This window comes from Variovorax paradoxus (assembly GCF_024734665.1).
Lineage (GTDB): Bacteria > Pseudomonadota > Gammaproteobacteria > Burkholderiales > Burkholderiaceae_C > Variovorax.
This window is the reverse complement of record NZ_CP102931.1, coordinates 803830-820693: the sequence shown is the minus strand read 5'-3', so window position 1 is coordinate 820693 and position 16864 is coordinate 803830. Positions and strand designations below refer to the sequence as shown.

The 16864-nt window shown below is 69.2% G+C and carries 18 protein-coding genes; 6 read left to right on the top strand and 12 right to left on the bottom strand.

Going from position 1 to position 16864, the window contains the following annotated elements:
- Positions 1–29: 29 nt before the first annotated feature.
- Positions 30–890 carry a LysR family transcriptional regulator gene (locus tag NWF24_RS03865; RefSeq protein ID WP_258353067.1) on the bottom strand — a complete coding sequence of 287 codons (861 nt, stop codon included), beginning with the start codon at positions 888–890 and terminating at the stop codon, positions 30–32.
- Positions 891–1001: 111 nt separating this feature from the next.
- Here NWF24_RS03865 and NWF24_RS03860 point away from each other — a divergent pair, with 111 nt between their 5' ends.
- The 3 genes from NWF24_RS03860 (at position 1002) to NWF24_RS03850 (ending at position 4532) form a co-directional block, all read left to right on the top strand.
- Positions 1002–1400 carry a tautomerase family protein gene (locus tag NWF24_RS03860; RefSeq protein ID WP_258353066.1) on the top strand — a complete coding sequence of 133 codons (399 nt, stop codon included), beginning with the start codon at positions 1002–1004 and terminating at the stop codon, positions 1398–1400.
- Positions 1401–1439: 39 nt separating this feature from the next.
- The gene (locus tag NWF24_RS03855) at positions 1440–2798 is read left to right on the top strand and encodes a tetratricopeptide repeat protein (RefSeq protein ID WP_258353065.1); all 1359 of its coding nucleotides are present in this window, start codon (positions 1440–1442) and stop codon (positions 2796–2798) included.
- Between the two features lie 138 nt (positions 2799–2936).
- Positions 2937–4532: an N-acyl-D-amino-acid deacylase family protein gene (locus NWF24_RS03850; protein WP_258353064.1), complete on the top strand. Its 1596-nt coding sequence runs from the start codon at positions 2937–2939 to the stop codon at positions 4530–4532.
- 16 nt (positions 4533–4548) lie between these two features.
- On the opposite strand, the gene NWF24_RS03845 is transcribed toward NWF24_RS03850, so the two are convergent.
- Positions 4549–5247: a histidine phosphatase family protein gene (locus tag NWF24_RS03845; protein ID WP_258353063.1), complete on the bottom strand. Its 699-nt coding sequence runs from the start codon at positions 5245–5247 to the stop codon at positions 4549–4551.
- Between the two features lie 76 nt (positions 5248–5323).
- On the bottom strand, positions 5324–5905 hold the full coding sequence (locus NWF24_RS03840; protein WP_258353062.1) for a Yip1 family protein: 582 nt from the start codon (positions 5903–5905) through the stop codon (positions 5324–5326).
- 125 nt (positions 5906–6030) lie between these two features.
- On the opposite strand from NWF24_RS03840, the gene NWF24_RS03835 reads away from it, so the two are divergent.
- Entirely contained in the window at positions 6031–6744 is a 714-nt protein-coding gene (locus tag NWF24_RS03835; protein WP_258353061.1) for an alpha/beta fold hydrolase, read from the top strand.
- 24 nt (positions 6745–6768) lie between these two features.
- On the opposite strand, the gene pcp is transcribed toward NWF24_RS03835, so the two are convergent.
- From pcp to NWF24_RS03800, 7 genes are read right to left on the bottom strand one after another with little or no spacing between them, the layout of a single operon-like run.
- Complete coding sequence (gene pcp, locus NWF24_RS03830) at positions 6769–7431, bottom strand: pyroglutamyl-peptidase I (RefSeq protein ID WP_258353060.1); 663 nt, start codon at positions 7429–7431, stop codon at positions 6769–6771.
- Positions 7432–7462: 31 nt separating this feature from the next.
- Complete coding sequence (pxpA, locus tag NWF24_RS03825; protein WP_258353059.1) at positions 7463–8203, bottom strand: 5-oxoprolinase subunit PxpA; 741 nt, start codon at positions 8201–8203, stop codon at positions 7463–7465.
- A 34-nt stretch (positions 8204–8237) separates the two neighbouring features.
- Positions 8238–9236: a 5-oxoprolinase subunit C family protein gene (locus NWF24_RS03820; RefSeq protein WP_258353058.1), complete on the bottom strand. Its 999-nt coding sequence runs from the start codon at positions 9234–9236 to the stop codon at positions 8238–8240.
- Positions 9233–9895 carry a 5-oxoprolinase subunit PxpB gene (pxpB, locus tag NWF24_RS03815; RefSeq protein WP_258353057.1) on the bottom strand — a complete coding sequence of 221 codons (663 nt, stop codon included), beginning with the start codon at positions 9893–9895 and terminating at the stop codon, positions 9233–9235. The genes NWF24_RS03820 and pxpB overlap by 4 nt, the downstream gene beginning before the upstream one ends.
- Positions 9896–9901: 6 nt before the next feature.
- Positions 9902–10405: a pantetheine-phosphate adenylyltransferase gene (gene coaD / locus NWF24_RS03810; protein ID WP_081269908.1), complete on the bottom strand. Its 504-nt coding sequence runs from the start codon at positions 10403–10405 to the stop codon at positions 9902–9904.
- Between the two features lie 43 nt (positions 10406–10448).
- Complete coding sequence (locus tag NWF24_RS03805; protein WP_258353056.1) at positions 10449–11099, bottom strand: RsmD family RNA methyltransferase; 651 nt, start codon at positions 11097–11099, stop codon at positions 10449–10451.
- Positions 11100–11131: 32 nt separating this feature from the next.
- The gene (locus NWF24_RS03800; RefSeq protein ID WP_258353055.1) at positions 11132–11767 is read right to left on the bottom strand and encodes a LysE/ArgO family amino acid transporter; all 636 of its coding nucleotides are present in this window, start codon (positions 11765–11767) and stop codon (positions 11132–11134) included.
- A gap of 75 nt (positions 11768–11842) precedes the next feature.
- Here NWF24_RS03800 and NWF24_RS03795 point away from each other — a divergent pair, with 75 nt between their 5' ends.
- Positions 11843–12760 carry a LysR family transcriptional regulator ArgP gene (locus NWF24_RS03795; protein ID WP_258353054.1) on the top strand — a complete coding sequence of 306 codons (918 nt, stop codon included), beginning with the start codon at positions 11843–11845 and terminating at the stop codon, positions 12758–12760.
- 7 nt (positions 12761–12767) lie between these two features.
- Here NWF24_RS03795 and NWF24_RS03790 read toward each other — a convergent pair whose 3' ends face one another.
- Together NWF24_RS03790 and NWF24_RS03785 are read right to left on the bottom strand one after the other, a co-directional pair.
- Entirely contained in the window at positions 12768–14144 is a 1377-nt protein-coding gene (locus NWF24_RS03790) for a M16 family metallopeptidase (protein WP_258353053.1), read from the bottom strand.
- Positions 14145–14161: 17 nt separating this feature from the next.
- A complete protein-coding gene (locus tag NWF24_RS03785) occupies positions 14162–15553 on the bottom strand; it encodes a M16 family metallopeptidase (RefSeq protein ID WP_375338465.1) in 1392 nt (463 codons plus the stop codon).
- Positions 15554–15630: 77 nt separating this feature from the next.
- Here NWF24_RS03785 and ftsY point away from each other — a divergent pair, with 77 nt between their 5' ends.
- Positions 15631–16860: a signal recognition particle-docking protein FtsY gene (ftsY, locus tag NWF24_RS03780; protein ID WP_258353051.1), complete on the top strand. Its 1230-nt coding sequence runs from the start codon at positions 15631–15633 to the stop codon at positions 16858–16860.
- Positions 16861–16864: the final 4 nt, after the last annotated feature.

The window sequence follows — 16864 nt, the reverse complement described above, 5'->3', positions numbered from 1 at the left end:
GCAAATCCCGCGCCACCCCAGGGCCGGGCTCACACCAGATGGGTCGCCAGCAGCTCCCGGGCCCGGGTCACGAACGCCGTTTCTCCCCTGCGACCGGGCAAGAACTCGAAGGCCACACGTGGCAGCGCCGGCAACCCGTGGGGAGTGGCCAGCCGCGCCACGCCGTCGCTGATGGCCGATTCGTTGAGACAGGCCACGCCCAGCCCCGCAGCCAGCGCTGATTGCAGCCCCGCCACGCCCGAAGCCACGTGCGCCAACGCATAGGGCACCCGCCGGCGCCGCAACAGCGCCACGGTGAACTGATGCAGCGAGCAGGTGTCCGGCAATGCCAGCAGCCGCACCGGCTCGCCGCGCACGAGCCGCATGCCCGCAGCGCCCAGCCACACCAGCGATTCGCGCCGGATCACCGACGCCCGGGGCTGTGCGGCGGAAACCCCGGCGATGTTCATCGCCACCCCCACATCGAAATCTCCCCGCGCATATGCAGCGCGCAGGTCGTCGCTCTTCATGATGCTGACGTGCAGCCGCACCTGCGGATAACTCTCGCCGAGCCGCCCCAGCAGCCGCGTCAGGTCGCCAGGCCGGAAGTAGTCGGTGACGGCAAGGCGCAGTTCGCCCTGCAGCGTCTCGCCATGCAGGTCGCGAAACGCCTCGTCGCTCAGCGCCAGGATGCGCCGCGCATAGCCCAGCAGCCGCACACCCGCCTCAGTGGGTGAAACGCCCGCCTTGCTGCGCGTGAGCAGCGACTGCCCGGCCCGCTCTTCCAGCTTGCGGATCTGCTCGCTGACCGACGACTGCGAAAGAAAGACGCGCGGCGCGGCGGCCGTCAGGCTGCCTGCGTCGACGACTGCCGCCAGCGTGCGCAACTGCTCCAGGTCAAAGCCTTGCATGATTTATCCATCCGTTAATTCGATGGAATCCATCATATCTTCCCGCTTTTCCGATTGATAGTGAGTTCCCACAATCACCCCATCGACCACTCATTCACCCAGGAGTCCACCATGCCCCACATCGTCGTCCACCTCTCCGGCCAACCCGACGCCGCCCTCACCCGCAAGACAGTCGACACGGTCGCCGAGCTCACCCAGAGCGTGCTCGGCAAGCAATTGCCGGTGATCGCCATCACCGTGCAGTACATCGCCGCCGACACCTGGTTCATCGGCGGCCAGACGCTGGCCTCTCTCGGCAAGTCGGCGTTCCACCTCGACATCAGCATCACCGATGAGACCAACACCAAGGCCGAGAAGGCGCGCTACCTGCGCGAGGTGCACGCGGCCATGGCGAAGATCCGGCCGGACCTGCACGAGGTGTCGTACATCCACGTGATCGACGCGCGCGGCGCGGCCTACGGCTACGGCGGCAAGACGCAGGAGTACCGCCACCAGCAGGCCGGCGTCTGAGTCGTTGAAGCATCTCCGGGGGCATGGCACCATGCCGCCATGCCCCTCGGAAAACAACTCGCCGACAGCCTCGGCAACCCGCTCACCCTCGACGACCCCGCCAGCCTGCCGTTGGTCGACGACTTCGTCATGGGCTTCATCTCGACCGAGGCCCGCGCGGTCAATCTGATCGCCGTGGCCGACACCGATGCGAGCCCTATCGTGCAGGCCTACTGCGCCACGCTGCACCTGTTCGCCGAATCGCGCGAGGCCGTCGCCAACGCCCGGCCCTTTCTCGACAAAGCCCGCGCCGGCGCCGCACGCGCCACACCGCGCGAGCAGCGCTACATCGCGGCCACCGAGGCCTGGGCCGACGGCGACATCGCCCGCGCCATCTCGCTGCACGCGGAGCAGGCGCGCGAGCATCCGCGCGATCTGGTGTCGGTCAAGCTCGGCCAGTACCACTGCTTCAACACCGGCGACTGCCCCGGCATGCTGCGGCTGGTGCTCGCGGTGCTGCCGCATGCTGCCGACGTGCCCTATGTGCACGGCATGGCGGCCTTCGGCTACGAGCAATGCCACCTGATGCGCGAAGCCGAGGCTAGCGCCCGCCGCGCCATCTCGATGTGCCGTAAGGAGCCTTGGGCGCACCACGCGCTGGCGCATGTGATGCTCACCGAAGGTCGGCTCGCCGAGGGGTTGGCGTTCATGCAGGGCGTGAGCGACACGTGGACCGGGCTCAATTCGTTCATGGTCACGCACAACTGGTGGCACGTGGCCCTGTTCCTGATCGACCTGGGCCGCGACGTCGAGGCGCTTGCGGTGTACGACGAGCATGCATGGGGTGTGGTGAAGGACTACTCGCAGGACCAGATCGGCGCAGTCTCGCTGCTCGCGCGGCTGGAGCTCGCGGGCATCGACGTGGGAGGGCGCTGGGACGACGTGGCGGGCTACCTGCTGCAGCGCCAGGCCGACCACGTGCTGCCCTTTCTCGACCTGCAATACCTCTACGGCCTGGCGCGCGCCGGGCGCCCCGAGGCGGAGGTTCTGCTGCGCAACATAGTGGCCTTCGCGCCGAACGCGCCGGCATCGACGCGCGCGGCATGGCAGCGCGTGTGCGTGCCGGCCGCGCATGGACTGGTGGCGCATGCGCACGGCGATCTCGCGGCAGCCATCGAAGGGCTCGGCACTGCCCTGCCGCGCATGATCGAGATCGGCGGCAGCCACGCGCAGCGCGACCTGTTCGAGCAGGTGTATCTCGATGCGCTGGTGCGCAGCGGCACGGAGGCTTCGCTGTCCGCTGCCCAGGGCATCCTCCAGCAACAGCTCAATGGCCAGCCCGAGTCGCTGCGCCTGCGCCGGCAGACGGCAGCGGTGTACGAGCGCCTCGGCCTCGGGCAGCTTGCGACGCACGCCTGAGCGCATCTGCGAGCACTGCCCGGCAGCCCATGCCTTCAGGTCATGGGGCATGGTGCAAAAGGAATTGGCGATGACCCGGAGGCGGCTCCTAAACTGGCCGCTCCCTATCGACAAGAAGCCTTCAAGGCCCCATCGCCCATGCGCAAGTCTCTCGTCACGCTGACCGTTCTCTCGGCCCTCGCACCCTTCGCACCCACCCTGCATGCCGCCGACGGAACGCCCGTCGCGCTCGACCTGCTGCTGCGCGGCGGCACCGTCTACACGGGCGACTCCGACACGCCGGTGGTGGGCGATGTCGGCATCGCGGGCGACCGCATCGTGTTCGCGGGCAAGGCGGCGCCAGCGCAGTTCACGGCAAGGCGCGTCATCGACGCCACGGGCATGGTGGTGGCCCCGGGCTTCATCGACGCCCACACGCATGCGGATGCCGACCTGCACTCGAACGATCCGAAGAAGCGGCTGAACATCCCGTTCATCACGCAGGGCGTGACCACCGCGGTAATCGGCAACGACGGCTTCGGCGGCTTCGACATCGCGGCGCAGGCGCAGAAGCTGCGTGCCGCGCCGGTGGGCACCAACGTGGCCATGTACGTGGGCTTCGGCCCGGTGCGCATGAGCGAGCTGGGCGAAGCCAACCGGGCACCGACGCCCGAGCAGCTCGAGGCGATGAAGAAGCGCGTGAGCCAGGGCATGTGCGAAGGCGCCCTTGGCCTTTCGACCGGGCTCTTCTACACGCCGCAGAACTTCTCGAAAACCGAGGAGGTCATCGAGCTCGCGAAGGTGGCGGCGCGGCACGGCGGCCTGTACGACAGCCACATCCGCGACGAGTCCATGTACAACATCGGCCTCAAGGGCTCCATCGACGAGGCGATCCGCATCGGCCACGAGGCGAAGCTGCCGGTGCACGTGGCGCACATCAAGGCGCTGGGCGTCGACGTGCAGGGCCAGAGCGGCGACATCATCAAGCGCATCGAGAAGGAACGCGCGGGCGGGCTGGACATCACGGCCGACCACTATCCGTGGACCGCGTCGAGCACGCGCTTCTCGGCCGCGCTGCTGCCGCCCTGGGCCAACGAGGGTGGCCGTGCGGCGACGCTGCAGCGCTTCGACGACGCCTCGCAGCAGGAGCGCCTGCGCAAGGACATGCGCGAGAACCTGCGGCTGCGCGGCGGCCCCGAGGCCATCCTGTTCTCGGCGGGCAGCACGAAGTACGTGGGCAAGACGCTGGCCGACGTGGCCAAGGCATCGAACGCCGATCCGGTGGAAGCCGCCATCGCGGTGCTGCGCGACGGCGACCTGATGATCGCCTCGTTCAACCAGAGCGACGACGACGTGCGCGCCTTCATGAAGCGGCCGTGGGTCATGACCTCGTCCGACTCGTCGCTGGGCCATCCGCGCGCCTACGGCACCTTCGCGCGCAAGTACGACCAGTACGTGGTGAAGGAGCACACGATCTCGCTGGCGCAGTTCATCCGCAGCAGTTCGTCGCTCACGGCCGACACGCTGGGGCTGAAGCAGCGCGGGCACCTGCGCCCGGGCTACTACGCCGACGTGGTGGTGTTCGATCCGGCACGCTATGCGGCGAAAGCCACCTACACGCAGCCAGCGCTGCTGTCGGAAGGCGTGAGCACGGTGCTGGTGAATGGGCGGCTCGCCGTCGACGGCGGCAAGCCCACGGGCGTTGGCGCCGGCCAGCCGCTGCTGCGCACGCCGAAGGCAGGCAGCTGCGGCTGAGGCCGAGGGCCCTTCCTCAATCCTTGTTCTTCAGGTGCCGCGTCTGGTCGTAGGTAGGCTGCGGCGGCAGGTCGGCCAGGTGCCGCGTGTCGGCCCATTCGACGATCTCGATGTCGTCGGGCCGGGCCGCGTCGGCGATGCGGATGCGGTTGAAGCCCGCATTGGGAATGTCGCTGCGGCGCGGCCCGCTCAGGCTCAGTCCCTGAGCGGTGCGCCACACCATGTCGAGCACGCCGCCATGCGTGACGACGATGAGATGCTGCCCCTTGTGTGCGGCGGCGATGCTGCCCAGCGCCGCGATGATGCGCGTGTGGAACTCGCGCGCCGTCTCGCCTTCGGGCATGGCGTGGTCCTCGCGGAACTCCAGCCACTCTTCCCAGGCGCGCGGATGCAGGCTCTGGATTTCGTCGGAGCGCATGCCTTCGACCACGCCGAAGAACTGCTCGCGCAGCCCCGCCGATGTGACCACCGGCAGCGACAGCTGCGACGCCGCGGGCGCCGCGGTCTGCTGCGCGCGCATGAGGTCGCTGCTGATGATGTGCTGCACCACCGTCTCTCCAGCCAGCCGCAGGCCGAGGCGGCGGGCCTGCTCGTGGCCGATGTCGTTGAGCGGAACATCCGCATGCCCCTGAAAGCGCAATTCGCGGTTCCAGGCGGTTTCGCCGTGGCGGATGAGGATCAGGTCGGTGGTGGTGTCGGGCTTGGGCGTTGGCATTGCCACCCATTTTCCACCGTGCGCGTGACGCTCGGGCTTTTGCACCCCGCAAGCTGTTGCTCGACCGCCACCGCGCCTAGAGTCTCACGGGCGACGGCGTGAGCAGCGCCAGCACCCACGCGATGATGAAGCCGCCGACGATGGCGCAGACCACCACCACGGCGGTGTACGCAATGGCCTTGTCGGGTGGGCACTTCATGAGGACTGGCAGGCCGGTGTAGAGCAGGTACACGCCGTACAGCGCCGCCATCGCGCCAAGGACCGACAGCGAGGGCAGCAGGCTGAAGATGCCGCCGACAAAGGCCGCGGTGCTCGCATAGGCCGACAACTTGAGCGCGCCGATCTGGCTCCTGGTGCCCTCGAAGGTCGGCGCCATTGCGTCGATGATGAGTGCAAGCACGAACACCATCACCAGCGACAGCACGTAGCCCACGACCATGTTCGCGAGCCCCGAGACGATCGGCACGCGAAAGCTCACGCCGAAGGCGCCGATGCCGATCAGCGACAGGCCGATGAAGCTCGCCACCGCCGGGATCAGCGCGAGGATCATCACGTAGTTCTTGTAAAGCGAGGCAGCATCAGCCTGCTCCGAGTCGATCTCGGGCCAGGTGGCCTTGGGCTTGAGCAGGATGGACTGCACGCGTTCAACCAGGTTCATTGAGAGTCCTCGGCATGGGTCTCAAAAGTATGCCGAGGCCGCTTGCGGATGACTGCTGGCCAGGAAGCCTATGCCATGCGCCATGCCGCGACGCTGGTTGCCGCATTCGCGCAAAATCCGTCTCCATGCCCAATCTCATCCTGCTGCCCGGCCTCGCTTGCGACGAGCGCATCTGGGAAGCCCAATTGCCCGCCCTTCCCCCCGCCTTCGACGCCCGCGTGAGCGACGTCCAGCGGCACAACGACACCATCGAGGGCATGGCCGCAGCCGTGCTGCGCGACAACGAGGGGCCGCTGATTCTGTGCGGCGCCTCGATGGGCGGCATGGTTGCCATGGAGGCGGCCCGCCAGGCGCCCGGGCGCATTGCCGGGCTCGCGCTGCTCGGCACCAGCGCACGGCCCGAGACGCCCGACATGTTCACGCTGCGCGAAGGCGCCATCGAATACTTCGAGCGCGGCGAAGTGCGCGACGTGATCGAGCCGAACGTCTACTTCGCCTTCCATCCCACGCAGGCGGCCGACCCGGTGATGGTGCAGCGCTACCTCGACATCGTGCTGGGCGCGGGCGCCGAGCAGCTCATCCGCCAGAACCGCGCGGTGATGCGGCGGCCCGATGCACGCCTGCACCTGGCGTCGCTGCGCGCGCCGGTGCTGCTGGTGTGCGGCGACGAAGACCGGCTCGCGCCGCCCGAATGCACGAGCGAGATGGCTGCGCTGCTGCCGCAGGCGCAAGTCGTGTGGGTGCCCGATTGCGGCCACATGCTGACGATGGAAAAGCCCGAGCTCGTCAACGCGGCACTCAACGGCTGGCTGGCCAAGCACTTTCCGGCCGCCATCTGAACGTACCGGCGCCGGCTGGCCGCCTCAGTGCAGTTGGCCGCCGGTTTCGGCAACGTCGTGCTTCACCGCGAGTGCGGTCGTCACGGCAATGCGCAGGGCCTTGACCATCGTTTCCAGCGACATGCTCGGCGCACCCGGAAACCGCGCCGCCTGCTCCGGCAGGTACGGAATGTGGATGAAGCCGCCGCGCAGCCCCGGCACCGGATGCGTCGCGATGCGGTGCATCAGGCCGTAGAAGATGTGGTTGCAGACGAAGGTGCCCGCGCTGTTCGACACCGAGGCCGGCACGCCGGCCGCGCGTAGCTCACGCACCATGGCCTTGATCGGCAGCGTCGAGAAATACGCGGCGGGAGCCCCCGGCACCACGGGCACGTCGATGGGCTCGCGGCCCTTGTTGTCGGCCGTGCGGGCGTCGTCGATGTTGATGGCGATGCGCTCCGGCGTGAACTCCGCGCGCCCGCCGGCCTGGCCGATGCACAGCACCAGCTGCGGCTGAAGCTCGTCCATCGCGCGGGCAAGCACATCGATGGCCTCACCGAAGACACAGGGCACCTGGCGTGCATGCACCGTCGCGCGACCGACCTTCCAGCCGTCGAGTGCGCGAACGGCGTCCCACGAGGGATTGACCGCCTCCTGCTCGAAAGGATCGAAGCCGGTCAGCAGGACGTTGATGGGCTTTGCTGCCACGGCGCGGCCCGTTGCGTGTTCAGGTTGTCCGTCAGGCCATCGCCTGGACGGCAATGCCTTCCTGCTGCAGCCGTTCGCGGATGCGCCGCGCAAAGGCCAGCGCATGGGCGCCGTCGCCATGCAGGCACACGGTCTGCGCGTTGACGGGCACGACGCTGCCGTCGATGGCGGTCACGCGGTGGTCGCGCACCAGCGAGAGCGTCTGCGCGATCGACTGTTCCTCGCTCTCGATCAGCGCGCCGGGCTGGCTGCGCGGCACGAGGCTGCCGTCGGGCATGTAGCCACGGTCGGCGAACACTTCTTCGACCGGCGAGAGGCCAGCGCGACGGGCCGCGTCGATCATGTTGCTGCCCGCGAGGCCGAAGAACTTGAGCGAGGGGTCGAAGCGGCGCACCGCCTCGCACAGCGCGTCCGCCAGCTCGGGCTCCTTCACGGCCTGGTTGTAGAGCTGGCCGTGCGCCTTCACGTGCGAGAGCTTGCCGCCCTCGGCCTTCACGATGGCCGCCAGCGCGCCCACCTGGTAGAGCACGTTGGCCACGATCTCGTCGGGCGGCAGGTGCATGGTGCTGCGGCCGAAGTTCTCGCGGTCGGGAAAGCTGGGGTGCGCGCCGATGGCCACGCCGTTTTGCATCGCCCAGCGCACGCACTGCTGCATGGTCTTCGCGTCGCCCGCATGCCAGCCGCAGGCGATGTTGGCGGAGCTGACGAGTGCGAGCAGGGCTTCGTCGCTGCCTGCACCTTCGCCGAGGTCGGCATTGAGGTCGATTTGCATGGTGGGGCTTCCTTTTCCGCGAGTTCCGCGGAGTCTATGCCGGGCTCGGCCAGCCTGCAGCAGCCAGCCCCTGTGCCACCTGCGACAGGTAGCGCTGCTGGTCGGCCCATGCGGCCAGCGCCTGCGGCTGGTCGACCTGCACGAGGCGCAGCTTGCCATTGAGCGGCGCCTGCGCGAGCTTCCAGAGATCCGCGCGAATGACCACGCCGATGCGCGGATAGCCGCCGGTGGTCTGCGCGTCGCCCATCAGGATGATCGGCTGGCCCGAGGGCGGCACCTGGATCGTGCCGGGGATCACGCCCGACGAGAGCATGTCGCCGCTGCGCTTGCGCTTGAGCTCGGCGCCCGCGAGCCGGCTGCCCATGCGGTTGCTCTGCGGCGTGATGCGCCAGCGCTCGCCCCACAGCTGCTCGCGCGCGGCCAGCGTGAACAGCTCGAATTCGGGGCCGGGCAGCACGCGCAGGGCAATGGCTGCGTCGCCTTCGTCCGGGCCCCAGTCGGGACCGCGCAGGCCGAAGACTCGGCGTTCGCGCTGCGCATCATTGAGCGGCGATGCGCCCGTCGGCAGTCGGTCGCCCTTGCGTAGCGCACGGCCTTCGTGACCGCCGAAGCCGGCCTTGAGGTCGGTGCTGCGCGAGCCGAGGATCTGCGGCGCGTCGATGCCACCCGCCACTGCCAGCCAACTGCGCAGGCCGACCTTCTTCACGCCGGGCGCATTGGCGCCCGCGAGCCTGAGCGTCTGGCCGGCCGCGACCGGCACGCTCCAGCAGGGCCACAGCGGCACGCCGTCGAGGCTGGCACTGAAGTCGTCGCCGGTGAGGGCGATGCGCGTGTCGGCTTCGAACTGCAGCTCGCAGCCGCCCATTGTGAGCTCCAGGCCCGCCGCGCCATCGGCGTTGCCCACGAGCCGGTTGGCCAGCGTGAGCGCCAGCACGTCGAGCGCGCCGCCCGGGCAGATGCCGAGCTGGCGATGGCCGTGCCGGCCCAGGTCCTGCACCGACGCGAGCACGCCGGGTTTGCGGATGACGATCATGTCTGCACGCTCTCTGCGACGAAACGCACGCGATCACCTGGGCGCAGCAGCGTAGGCGATTCGGCTGCGGGGTCGAACAGCTCGAGCGAGGTGCGGCCGATCAGTTGCCAGCCGCCCGGCGACACCAGCGGATAGATGCCGGTCTGCTCGCCGCCGATGCCGACCGAGCGCGCAGGCACCGCGGTGCGCGGCTCGGCGCGGCGGGGCGTGGCGAGTTCGGGCGCCAGGCCGCCCATGAAGGCGAAGCCCGGCAGGAAGCCCAGCAGGTAGACGATGTACTCACCGGCGCTGTGGCGCCGCACCACCTCGGCCGGCGTGAGGCCGGTGTGGGCCGCGACATCGGCCAGGTCGGGCCCGTGCTCGCCGCCATAGGACACCGGAATCTCGACCAACCGGCCCGCAACGCCACCAGTCGGCAGCTTCGGCCATGCCTCGAGAACGTACGCAGTGAGCGCGTCGAGATCGATCGCGGTCGGGTCGAAGGTGAGCGTGAGGTTGTTCATGCCCGGAAGCGTTTCGCCGACGCCGGGCCACTGGCGGGCGCGCTCCGCAAGGGCCCAGATGCGCTGCTGCTGCGCCAGAGTGGCCGGCGCGGGCAGCTCGCAGAGCAGCGCTGCATCGCCCAGAAGATGCAGCCGGGGCGGCGGGGTGCCGCTCATCGCGGCTTATTCACGGCCGAGGCTGCGGACTTTTGCCGCCAGCTGCTGCTCCACATTGGGAGAAACGAACTTGTGGACCTCGCCGCCGAGCATGGCGATCTCGCGCACGAAGGTGCTGGAGATGAACTGGTACTTGTCGCTGGGTGTCAGGAACACGGTCTCGACATCGGGCATCAGCGAGCGGTTCATGCCCGCGAGCTGGAACTCGTAGTCGAAGTCGGTCACGGCGCGCAGGCCGCGCACCATGGCCTTGCCGCCGCGCGCGACGACGAAGTCGCGCAGCAGGCCCGAGAAGCTCTCGACGGTGACCTGGTCGCTGTAGGGTTTGACGGCCTCGCGGGCCATGTCCATGCGCTCTGACAGCGTGAACAGCGCCTTCTTGTGGTGGCCCGCCGCGACGGCGACGATCACCTTGGAGAAGAGCTGGGTGGCACGGCGCACCACGTCCTCGTGGCCGAGGGTGATGGGGTCGAATGTGCCGGGGTAAACCGCGATGACGTTGCTGGCCATGGTTGCTTCTTCCTCATGCTGCCGGTGCGGCTTGTTCGGCGGATTATGCAGTCCCCTCGGCAGCCAGCCGCAACAGATGGGCGTGCACGGCGCCGGCCTTCAGGTAACGGAATCCGACGAGGCCGAAGGCGGCCAGTTCTTCGTCGCTCCAGCGGCGCGGCGCTTCGAGGTACACCGAGCCGCCGGCACGCAGCGCGCGGGCGGCGGCGCGCAGGGCCGGTTCGTAGAGGGCTGTGCTGTCGAAGGGCGGATCGAGGAACACGGCATCGAGGCTGCCGGCCGGCGCGCGTTCGAGCGCGGTGACGCCGTTGCCGCGCTCGATGCGCACAGCCTCGGCACTCAGCTTGGTCTTGGCGGCCTGGAGCTGCGCGACCAGCGCGGCGTCCTGCTCGCAAAGCAGCACGTTCGCCGCGCCGCGCGATGCGGCCTCGAAGCCGAGTGCGCCGGTGCCCGCGAAGGCGTCGACGCACTGCCATCCCGGCAGTTCGCCGCCACCAGCGCCGGCCAGGCTCGCGAGCCAGTTGAACAGGGTTTCGCGCACGCGATCGGGTGTGGGGCGCAGGCCGGGCTTGTCGGCCACGGCGAGGCGGGTGCGCTTCCATTCGCCGCCGACGATGCGCACCTCGCTGGGCTTCGACGGGCGCTTGGGCTTGGGTGCGGCGGGACGGGAGGCGGGGGCGGCTTTCTGGGGCATGCGGCGAGCTTAACGCCGCCGCGTGCCCGCTTTCAGAGCCCTGCAAGCGCTCGCTGTGCCAGCATGGCGGCCAACAGAAGCATGGTGCCCCCAATGAGCGCGTCGAGCATCTGCCAGGCGCGCGGACGCGCGAACACCGGTGCGAGCAGCCGCGCGCCGAAGCCCAGCGAGGTGAACCACAGCGCGCTCGCCGTGGCGGCACCCGCCACGAACCAGACTTTGAGCAGCCCCGCGTACTGCGCGCCCGCGCTGCCCACGAGCAGCACCGTGTCGAGGTAGACGTGCGGATTCAGCAGCGTAAAGCCGGCTGCCTGCGCCACCACGGCCACGCGCGACAGCGAAGCGCCCTGCGCCGTGGTCTGCAGAGCGGCGGGCTGCCGCGAGCGCCACAGCGCCTTGAGCCCGTAGCCGCAGAGAAAGGCCGCGCCGAGCCCCGCGAGCACGGTGGCCAGCATCGGCCGTCCTTGCAGCGCCTGCGCCATGCCTGCAACGCCGGCACCAATCAGCACCGCGTCGCTGGCCGCGCAGAACAGCACCACCGCGCCCACGTGTTCACGGCGCAATCCCTGGCGCAGCACATAGGCGTTCTGCGCGCCGATGGCGACGATGAGGACCAGGCTCATGAAGAGCCCGTTGGCGAAGGCGGTGGTGACGTGTACGGCTTGCATGCTTCGAGGATGCCGCCCGCACAGTATTAATTCAAACTAAACTTTCTTAATCCAATTCAGTTTTACTTCATCACCATGCTCGACTATGCCGCCCTGAACGCCCTCGCCGCCGTCGTGCGTGAGGGCAGCTTCGAGCGCGCCGCCCGCGCGCTGCATGTCACGCCCTCGGCGGTGTCGCAGCGCATCAGGCAGCTCGAAGAGCGCACCGGCGGCGCGCTGCTGGTGCGCGGCCAGCCCTGCGTCGCGACCGAAGCGGGGCTGCAGCTGTGCCGGCACGTCGAGCGCGTGGGCATGCTGGAGCACGAGCTGCGCGAGGCCCTGCCCGCCCTCGGCATGGGCGGCGACGAAGCGGGCGGCGAGCGCGTCACGGTGCGCGTGGCCGTCAACGCAGACAGCCTTGCGACCTGGTTCGTGGCCGCCGCCGCGGCCTTCGCCACACAGGAACAGGCCGCGCTGCTCGATCTCACGGTGGACGACCAGGACCACACGGCCGAACGGCTGCGCAGCGGCGCGGTGTTCGCGGCGGTCACAGCGCTGGCGCAACCGGTGGCGGGGTGCAACAGCGAGGCGCTGGGCACGATGCATTACGTGGCAGCCGCGAGCCCCGGGTTCGTGCGCGAACATTTCTCCAAGGGCGTGGGCGCGCGCACATTGGCGGAAGCGCCGAGCCTGGTGTTCGACCGCAAGGACCGGCTGCAGACGCGCTGGGTGCGGCGCATCTGCCACCGCAACGTCGAGACGCCGCGGCACTGGATCCCTTCGCCCAACGCTTTTGTCGAGGCAGCGTGCGCGGGCATGGGCTGGGGCATGCATCCGGCCAGCATGGTGGCCGGTGCGATCAGCGAAGGCAGGCTGGTGGAGCTGGTGCCCGGCTCCACGCTGCCGGTGCCGCTCTACTGGCAGCAGGCGCGCGCTGCGCCGCGGCTGCTCGAACGGCTGGGGGCGGCGGTGCGGGCTGCCGCCAGCGGCGGCCCGCACGCCCTGGTGGTGTGACCGCCGGTCAGGGCTGCGCCTTGGCTGTCTTGCTGGCGTCCTTGCCGCCCACCACCACCGTCACCATGCGCTCGGGCTGCAGCTTGCGCTGGAAGGCGGCCTTGACGTCGGCTGCCGTGACCGCGTTCATGCGCGCGGTCCAGGTGTCGAGGTAGTCCAGCGGCAGGTCGTGCCAGGCGATGTTGGCGACGTTGCCGATCAGCTTGCGGTTGCTGTCCAGCAGCAGCGGAAAGCCGCCGATCAGGTTGTCCTTCGCGGCCTTCAGTTCGCTGGCGGTCGGGCCTTCGGCCACGAACTTTGCGAGCACTTCGCGCGACATCTTCACGGCCTCTTCGGCCTGGTCGGGCCGGGTCTGGAAGCCGACGCGGAAGGCGCCCGCCTCGAGCCCCGGCGCGAAGCCGCTGTAGATGCTGTAGGTCAGGCCGCGCTTCTCGCGCACCTCGTTCATCAGGCGCGAGACGAACCCGCCGCCGCCGAGCACGTAGTTGCCGAGCGTGAGCGCGAAGTGGTCCGGGTCCTTGCGCGGATAGCCGGGCTGCCCGATGAAGACGTGGGCCTGCGCCGAGTCGAAGGAAATGCGCTCGTCCTTGGGCGCGGTGAGCGCGGCTACAGCTGCAACGGCCGGCAGCGGCGTGCACGCCTCGGGGCCGGGCAGGCGCGACAGCAGCGTGGTCGCGATCGTCTCGGCCTCGGCGCGCGTCACGGCGCCCACGATGCTGAGCTTGGCGCGGCACGGCACGATGAGCTGCTGGTAGCGCTGGCGCATGGCAGCGGTGTCGATGCGCGCCAGCGTCTCCTCCGTCACCTCCTGGCCGTAGGGGTGCACGCCGTACACGGCTTGTGCGAACGCGCGGCCTGCAACAGTCGCGGGCTTGGTGTTGGCTTCCTTGATGGCCGCGTTGATGCGTTCGCGCTCGCGCAGCCACACGTCGTCGGGGAAAGCCGGCTCGCCGATCTCGCGCGACGCCAGCGCCACCGCCTTGTTCAGCAACGCAGGGTCGGACAGTGTGCGCAGCGAGTAGCTGGTGCGGTCGGTGCCGGCGCTCACGTCGAAGCTGGCGCCCAGATCGGCCCAGGCTTCGCCCAGGGCGTTCTGGTCGAGTGCCGGTTCGCCGCTCTTGCCGGCGCGCACGCCCTTCTCGACCATGGTCGCGGTGGTGCTGGCCAGGCCAGCCTGTGGTGCGGGGTCGCGGCGGCTGCCGGCGTCGAAGTCGATCTGCACGTCGACGATCGGCAGCGCGTTGGTCGCTACGAGGTAGATTTTTGCGCCGTTGGCCAGCGTCCACTGCTGGATGGGCAGCGCGGCCTGCGCGCTGGTGATGCCCACGATGGCGGTGACGCCTGCGAGCAGGGCGCACTGGGCGATCTTCTTGAGAGTTTTCATGGAACGGGACCTGTCTTTCAGCGCATTTCGCCTGCGGGCGCCGCGAAGCCACGGCCACGGGGCTTGGCTTCGGGCGGCAGGGGGCGCAGCGTGGCGACCGTGAGCTGGTCGTCACCGAAGTATTTGGCGGCCACGGCCTGCACCTGGGCGGCCGTGACGGATTGCAGCCGGGCGACGATGCGCTCGCTGGCATCGAGCGGCAGGCCCTGGACCCAGTTGCTGCCGAGTTCGCGCGCCTGCGCCATCACCGAGTCGCGCTTGTAGGTCTCGCTTGCCACCCACTGGGTCTTGACGCGGGCCAATTCGGCTTCGCCCACGCCGTCCTTGGCGACGCGCGCCAGCTGGGCGCGCAGCGCGGCCTCGACCACCTCGGCGCTCTTGCCGGCGGCTGGTACGCCGTCGAGCACGAAGAGCTGCGGGCCGCGGCCCATGAAGCCCGAATAGGCGCCGGCCGAATCGGCGACGCGATCGGGCCCCTGGGTAAGCGCGCGGTCGAGCCGCGCGCCGGCGTAGCCGTCGAGCACGGCGGACAGCACCACCAGCGCCCAGGCGTCGCTGCTCGCGTCGTCGATGCTGGCGAGCTGCGGCACGCGGAAGGCCAGCGACACATACGCCTGCTCGGCCGGAGCCTTCAGTTCGATTCGGCGGATGCCGCGCTGCGCCGGCTCGGTGCGCGGCTTGCGCGCAGGCACGGCGCTCGAAGGGATGCGGCCGTAGTACTTCTCGGCCATGGCGCGCACCTGGGCCACGTCGACATCGCCGGCCACCACGAGCACGGCGTTGGCGGGCACGTACCAGCGCTTGAAGAAGGCGCGTGCGTCCTCGGGCGTCATCGCGTCGAGGTCGCTCATCCAGCCGACTACGGGGCGGTGGTAGGGAGAGGCGGTGAAGACGGCGGCGTTCTGCTGTTCGCCAAGCAGCGCACGGGGCTGGTCTTCGGTGCGCAGGCGGCGCTCTTCCTTGACCACCTCGATCTCGCGCTTGAACTCGTCGTCGGGCCACTGGTTGTTGGCGAAGCGGTCCGATTCGAGCTTCATCACCTGTTCGAGGCTGCCGACCGGAATCTGCTGGTAGTAGCCGGTGTAGTCGCGGGTGGTGAAGGCGTTTTCCTGGCCGCCGAGGGCCGCCACGCGGCGCGAGAACTCGCCGGGCTTGATGTCCTTGGTGCCCTTGAACATCATGTGTTCGAGCGCATGTGCCACACCGGAGGTGCCGTCGACTTCGTCGATGGAGCCGACGCGGACCCAGACCATCTGCACCGCCGTGGGCGAGCGCCGGTCGGGCTGGACGATCAGCGTCATGCCGTTGGCAAGCGTGAATTGCTGAGGGCCGGGCGCCGCGGCTGCGGCGGCGGAAGGTTGGGTAGTCTGGGCCTGCGCAGGCATGGCCCATGGCGCCAGAAGCGCCATCGCCAGCACCGCACCAGACGCAGCACGGCGTGGCGGGAGGTGTTTCATAGAATGGGTCGGATTGTAAAAAGCTCCTGATGTTCAGTTTCTTCAAGAAAAAACCGCCTGCCGAAACCCCCGATACGCCGGCGCCTACCCCGCCAGCCGCACCGGCGCCCGCCCCCGATGCTGCGCCGGCGCGCTCGGTGTTCTCGCCTTCGAGCTGGTTTGGCTCGAAGCCGGCGGCCGAAGAAACGCCGGCTCCTGCTGCGCCACCAGCACCAGCACCAGCGCCCTCCCCGGCGCCAGCGCCTGTCGCAACTCCAGTAGCGGCACCCGCACCAGCCCCCGCATTCGTTCCATCGCCTGTTCCGACCCCAGCTCCCGCGCCGGTTCCTGCACCCGCCGCCGAAATCGCCGTCGCCACCGAGCGCAAGGGCTGGTTCGACAAGCTCAAGACCGGCCTGCGCAAGACCGGCACTGGCATCCAGGCCGTGTTCGTCAACGCGCAGATCGACGACGCGCTTTACGAAGAACTCGAATCCGCCCTGCTGATGGCCGACACCGGCGTCAAGGCGACCGAATACCTGCTCGACGACCTGCGGGGCCGCGTCAAGCGCCAGATGGCCACCGACGCCACGCAGGTCAAGGTCTTGCTGGCCGAGGCCGTGGCCGACCTGCTCAAGCCGCTCGAGAAGCCGCTGGTCATCGGCCAGTTCACGCCCACCGTCATCATGGTGGCCGGCGTCAACGGCGCGGGCAAGACCACCTCCATCGGCAAGCTCACCAAGCACCTGGCCACCGAAGGCGCCTCGGTGCTGCTGGCCGCGGCCGACACCTTCCGCGCCGCGGCTCGCGAGCAGCTGCTGGTCTGGGCCGACCGCAACACGGTCGAGATCGTGAGCAACGAGGGCGGCGATCCGTCGGCCGTGAGTTTCGATGCGGTGAACGCCGGCAAGGCCCGCGGCAAGGACGTGGTGCTGGTCGACACGGCCGGCCGCCTGCCGACGCAGCTGCACCTGATGGACGAGCTGAAGAAGATCAAGCGCGTCGTCACCAAGGCCGATGCCACGGCGCCGCACGAGGTGCTGCTGGTGATCGACGGCAACACCGGCCAGAACGCGCTCGCGCAGGTCAAGGCTTTCGACGAAACGCTGGGCCTCACCGGCCTGATCGTGACCAAGCTCGACGGCACGGCCAAGGGCGGCGTGCTGTGCGCCATTGCGCGCGAACGGCCGATTCCGGTCTATTTCATCGGCGTGGGCGAGAAGCTCGAAGACCTCGAGACCTTCAACGCCCGCGAGTTCGCACAAGCGCTGCTCGGATAAAAAA